Source organism: Streptomyces sp. CT34 (assembly GCF_000805335.1).
Lineage (GTDB): Bacteria > Actinomycetota > Actinomycetes > Streptomycetales > Streptomycetaceae > Streptomyces.
In genome coordinates, this window is the sequence record NZ_KN708638.1 from 6,779,786 (window position 1) to 6,784,563 (window position 4,778).

The following is a 4,778-nucleotide window of genomic DNA, read 5'->3' on the forward strand; positions in this document are numbered from 1 at the left end:
CACGCGGCAACGTCCATCGCGGAACTGGCCGACCGGCTGATCGCCACGCTCGACCTCCTGGGCGTCGAGCGCTTCGGCTACGCCGGCTGCAACATCGGCGGCGCCATCGGTACGCAGCTGGCCCTGACCCGCCCGCACCGCGTCACCTCCCTGGCGCTGGTGTCCTCGTCGCCGCGCTACGGCACCGCCGACGCCTGGCGCCAGCGCGGCGTGGTGATCCGGACCAACGGGCTCGACCCGATCGCCCGCACCGCACCCGAGCACTGGTTCACCCCGGACTTCGCCGGCGCCCAGCCCGCCATCGTCGAATGGGCCGTCCAGATGGTGCGGACCACCGACCCCGGCTGCTACATCGCCGCCTGCGAGGCGCTGGCCGCCTACGACGTACGGTCCTCCCTGGGCCGGGTCGGCGTGCCCACCCTCGCCGTCGTGGGCTCCGAGGACCAGGTCACCCCGACCACCGACGCCCGCACCCTGGTCGCCGGTATACCGGACGCAAGCCTGGCGCTGATCCCCGGCACCTCGCACCTGGCCCCCGTCGAGCAGCCCGCGGCGGTCACCGAGCTCCTCATCCGGCACTTCAGCACCGCCTGGCACGACAAGCCCGGCCCCGGCGCCCCGGCCGCCATCGGCGCCGCCGCCCCCAAGCCCCAGATCGCGCCGCCGCCGATGCCGACGACGGCCCCGGCCGCCATCGAGTCCGGTCTGAGTCAGCCCGCCCAGGTCCGCGGTGGCACGTACGAGCAGGGCATCAAGATCCGCCGGGAGGTCCTCGGCAACGCCCACGTGGACCGCGTCGAGGCCGCCGCCGACGACTTCACCGCCGACTTCCACGACTTCATCACCCGCTACGCCTGGGGCGAGACGTGGACCCGCCCCGGCCTCGACCGCCGCACCCGCAGCGTCATCACCCTCACCGCGCTGGTCGCCCGCGGCCACTACGAGGAGCTCGCGCTGCACACCCGCGCCGCCCTCCGCAACGGCCTCACCCCCACGGAGATCAAGGAAATCCTCCTCCACACCGCGGTCTACTGCGGCGTCCCCGCCGCCAACTCCGCCTTCACGGTGGCCCAGAAGGTCATACAGGAGGAGACGACTCCGGAGGCGTGAGAGGCCCGCGAGGCGGGTGGGGCGGACGGCCACGGCGGACGATCGCCACCCGCCCCCGGCCGCCGGGCGGCAGGATGGCCCCATGGAACTCACCAAGAAGACCCACGCCTGTGTCCGGATCACGAAGGACGGGCGGACGCTGGTCATCGATCCCGGTGCCTTCAGCGAGGCGGACGCGGCCGTCGGGGCGGACGCGATCCTGGTCACCCACGAGCACCTGGACCACTTCGACCAGGACCGGCTCCGGGCGGGCATGGAGGCCAACCCGGGGGCCGAGATCTGGACCCTGGCGAGCGTCGCCGGGCAGATCTCCGCGGCGTTCCCCGGGCGGGTGCACACCGTGGGGGAGGGCGACACCTTCACCGCCGCCGGCTTCGAGGTGGAGGTGCACGGCCAGCTGCATGCCGTGATCCACCCGGACATCCCGCGCATCACGAACGTCGGCTTTCTGCTGGACGGCTCGGTGTTCCACCCCGGCGACGCGCTGACCGTCCCCGAGGGCCGCACCGTCGACACCCTGCTGCTGCCCGTGCACGCCCCCTGGAACAAGGTCGCCGAGATCATCGACTACGTCCGCGAGGTGGCGCCGCGGCGGGCCATCGACATCCACGACAGCCTGCTCCAGGACCACGCCCGGCCGGTCTACGACTCCCTGATCGACAAGCTGGGCGGGACGGACCACGGCCGGCTGACCCCGGGCACCGGTACCGAGGTGGGGTAGCTGTCGGTGCCGGGTTGTAGGTTGGCAGACATGCGCATCGCGACCTGGAACGTCAACTCGATCACCGCCCGCCTCCCGAGGCTGCTGGCCTGGCTGGAGAGCACCGGCACGGACGTGCTGTGCATCCAGGAGACCAAGTGCTCCGCCGAGCAGTTCCCCCACGACGAGCTGCGCGCGCTGGGGTACGACGCCGCGGTCAACGCCAGCGGCCGGTGGAACGGTGTGGCGCTGCTGTCCAGGGTGGGCCTCGCGGACGTGGTCTCGGGGCTGCCCGGCGGTCCGGACTACGAGGGCGTGCAGGAGCCCCGCGCCATCTCGGCGACCTGCGGCCCGGCCCGCGTCTGGTCGGTCTACGTTCCCAACGGCCGCGAGGTCGACCATGCGCACTACGCCTACAAGCTCGGCTGGTTCGAGGCGCTGAAGACGGCCGTCGCCGCGGAGGCGGCGGGCCCCATGCCGTTCGCGGTCCTCGGCGACTTCAACGTCGCGCCGACGGACGAGGACGTCTGGGATCCCGCCGTCTTCGTCGGCCAGACCCATGTCACGCCGGCCGAGCGCGCCGCGCTGGGCGCCCTGCGGGAGGCCGGCCTGGCGGACGTGGTGCCCCGCCCCCTGAAGTACGACCGGCCCTACACCTACTGGGACTACCGCCAGCTCGCCTTCCCCAAGAACAAGGGCATGCGCATCGATCTGGTCTACGGCAACGCGCCGTTCGCCAAGGCCGTCTCGGACGCCTATGTCGACCGCGAGGAGCGGAAGGGCAAGGGCGCCTCGGACCACGCCCCGGTGGTCGTGGACCTGGACGTCTAGGTCCTGTCGTCAAGCTCGTCGTCCGCCCGAAGGGCGGGCCGGGCGGCGTCCGGTGCGTGCTCTCGGCGTGCGGGGCTACGGCCCCTGTACTTGGAGTACTGGGGTACTGGGGTCGTTGCCCGATGCGAGGAAGGGGGCCCCGCCCGAGCCGTGCGAAGCCGGGTCGAGGGTGGCGCCCGTGCAGGGCGTCGGCAGGCGGGCGGGAGTTTGACGACAGTGGCCTAGGCGGAGCCGGCCCCCGCCGGGGAGGCGTGTGGTGGCGGTGGGGTGGCGTGCGCGCCGCGCCGCGCGCCTGTGGCCCTGGCGCGGGGGCGGGTGGGACCCTCGCACCATGAACATGTCTTTCCTGGACAGGTGGCGCAGGCGCGCGCCGCGGGCCGGCTCGGTGCCGCTGGCGGAGTCGGTGCGCGCGGACCCCGAGAGCGTCGTGGAGCTGCTGTCCGAGTGCCAGCTGCTGCGCGATCAAGCGGCCGGCGCGGGGGTCGAACTGGACGACTCCGTGGGGTCGTTGGCGGCGCTCGACCAGTTGCAGCCGGTGTGGCGGGACGACCCCGAGGTACTGCTCTGGCTCGGCAACGACGCGGGGCTCTATCTCGGCACGGTCATGGTCCGCACGGTGCCCGGCGCCGTCTGGCACGTGTGGCCGGACGGGCAGCCGGTGGTGCGGCTGGAGTCCGGCCGGGAGATCGATGTGGTGGCGGCCGGCCATGAGTGGGCCGATGACGGCGCCCCCGAACTGTCCCAGGTGTATGCGGAGGTGGCGGAGGGCTGACCGCCGGGTGATCCCCGCGGGCGCCCGGCCGGGCGCCGGCGCGGTCCCGGCCCGGTGCCCCGATGCCGCGGGGACCACCGGGCGCGGGGCTGAACGGGCCCTGTCCGGCGGCCCGTTCAGCGGAACCGGCGGGCCATCCACGGGCTGAGTGCGGCGTGCCCGATCAGCTCCTTGTAGGTCTCGTCGCCGGGGAGCGGCACGACCAGCCACTGCCCCGGTGGGAAGAACCGGCTCTGCACATACGCCAGGTCGCCGTGGACCGCGCGCAGGAACGCCGGCACCGCGTCCCGGGGCACATCGGCGAATTCCACCGCGTCGACGGTGATCCTCGCGTCGTCCTCGGGGTAGAGCTGGACGGTGACCGCGGGGGTGCCGGTCAGCTCCACGAACGCCTCGTGCGGCAGCGAGCCGTCCGGGTCGAGGACGGTGAACGCCCCGGCGGAGGTGCGCCGCGAGGTCCGGTCCGCGCCGATGTCGTCGGTGACGGTCAGCTCCAGGCCGTACTCGGCGGCGAGTTCCCGGATCGCGGTGACCGCGGCCTCGGTCGTCGGCAGGTGCGGGTGCCGGCGGCGGCCGGGCGGCGGAGTGTCGCGGTGTCGCATGCCGCGATCATGCCGTATCCGGAGGTTACGGGCGGCGACGGGGGTGCCGGCGGGGTCAGACCTGCCAGACGCCGTCCCGCATCAGCTCCCGGTCGGCTATTTCGTTCTCCTCGCGCCAGACCAGCAGCCGACGCGGGGTGAACCGAAGGAAGACCCACCGCTCGCGGCCCCAGGGGTTCCAGCCGAGCTTCGCCGCGAGCGCGTCCGCGGCATCCGGCTCCAGCGCGTCGCTCGCCAGGACCTCGGCGGTGCAGTGGGCGAGCACCACGTCACGGGTGGTCCCCAGCGCCACCCAACTCTCCCCGGTGGCAGCGAGGTTGCGGGCGGTGGGGTTCCGCCCCTTGGTGGCCATCACCAACTGCTCGCGGTGCCAGACGAACGAGAGCGGCACCAGGGTGGGTGCCCCGTCGGCGGAGGCGGACGAGACCCAGGCGTCCTCGTCCGACTCCAGCCGCCGCAGGGCGTCCCGCTTGCGCTGCCCGGCCTCGCGGGCCGGGGGGAGAGTTCTCATGGCGGGAGCGTAACCACGCGTTCCCGCCCGCCGCTTCGGGCGCGGGGCGTAGGGCCGGGGGCGTAGGCCCTGTCGTCGCACTCCCGTCTGCCGGGCGACGCGCTGCACGTGCCCCCACCCTCGTACCGGCTTCGCACGGCTCGGGTGTGGGGTCCCCCTTCGCCGCACCGGGCAACGGCCCCAGTACCCCAGTACAGGGCCGTCGCCCGGCCCGCCCTTCGGGCACGTACCGGACGCCGCCCGGCCCCCCCC

Annotated in this window: 6 protein-coding genes; 4 read left to right on the plus strand and 2 right to left on the minus strand. The window is 73.8% G+C overall.

All coding sequences use genetic code 11. The features are described 5' to 3' along the window. The 4 genes from pcaC to RZ84_RS29630 all read left to right on the plus strand — a co-directional run. Positions 1 to 1,110, plus strand: a 1,110-nt coding sequence (gene pcaC, locus RZ84_RS29615; RefSeq protein ID WP_241777915.1) for a bifunctional 3-oxoadipate enol-lactonase/4-carboxymuconolactone decarboxylase PcaDC, incomplete at its 5' end; no start/stop codon positions are given. A gap of 82 nt (positions 1,111 to 1,192) precedes the next feature. Further along, positions 1,193 to 1,831: an MBL fold metallo-hydrolase gene (locus RZ84_RS29620; protein WP_043267295.1), complete on the plus strand. Its 639-nt coding sequence runs from the start codon at positions 1,193 to 1,195 to the stop codon at positions 1,829 to 1,831. A gap of 30 nt (positions 1,832 to 1,861) precedes the next feature. Beyond that, a complete protein-coding gene (locus RZ84_RS29625; protein WP_043267297.1) occupies positions 1,862 to 2,641 on the plus strand; it encodes an exodeoxyribonuclease III in 780 nt (259 codons plus the stop codon). 331 nt (positions 2,642 to 2,972) lie between these two features. After that, complete coding sequence (locus RZ84_RS29630; RefSeq protein WP_043267299.1) at positions 2,973 to 3,413, plus strand: DUF6278 family protein; 441 nt, start codon at positions 2,973 to 2,975, stop codon at positions 3,411 to 3,413. Between the two features lie 116 nt (positions 3,414 to 3,529). On the opposite strand, the gene RZ84_RS29635 is transcribed toward RZ84_RS29630, so the two are convergent. Both RZ84_RS29635 and RZ84_RS29640 read right to left on the minus strand, forming a co-directional pair. Further along, the gene (locus RZ84_RS29635) at positions 3,530 to 4,015 is read right to left on the minus strand and encodes a hypothetical protein (RefSeq protein ID WP_052230241.1); all 486 of its coding nucleotides are present in this window, start codon (positions 4,013 to 4,015) and stop codon (positions 3,530 to 3,532) included. Between the two features lie 55 nt (positions 4,016 to 4,070). Beyond that, positions 4,071 to 4,526 carry a pyridoxamine 5'-phosphate oxidase family protein gene (locus RZ84_RS29640; RefSeq protein ID WP_043267301.1) on the minus strand — a complete coding sequence of 152 codons (456 nt, stop codon included), beginning with the start codon at positions 4,524 to 4,526 and terminating at the stop codon, positions 4,071 to 4,073. Positions 4,527 to 4,778 lie beyond the last annotated feature (252 nt).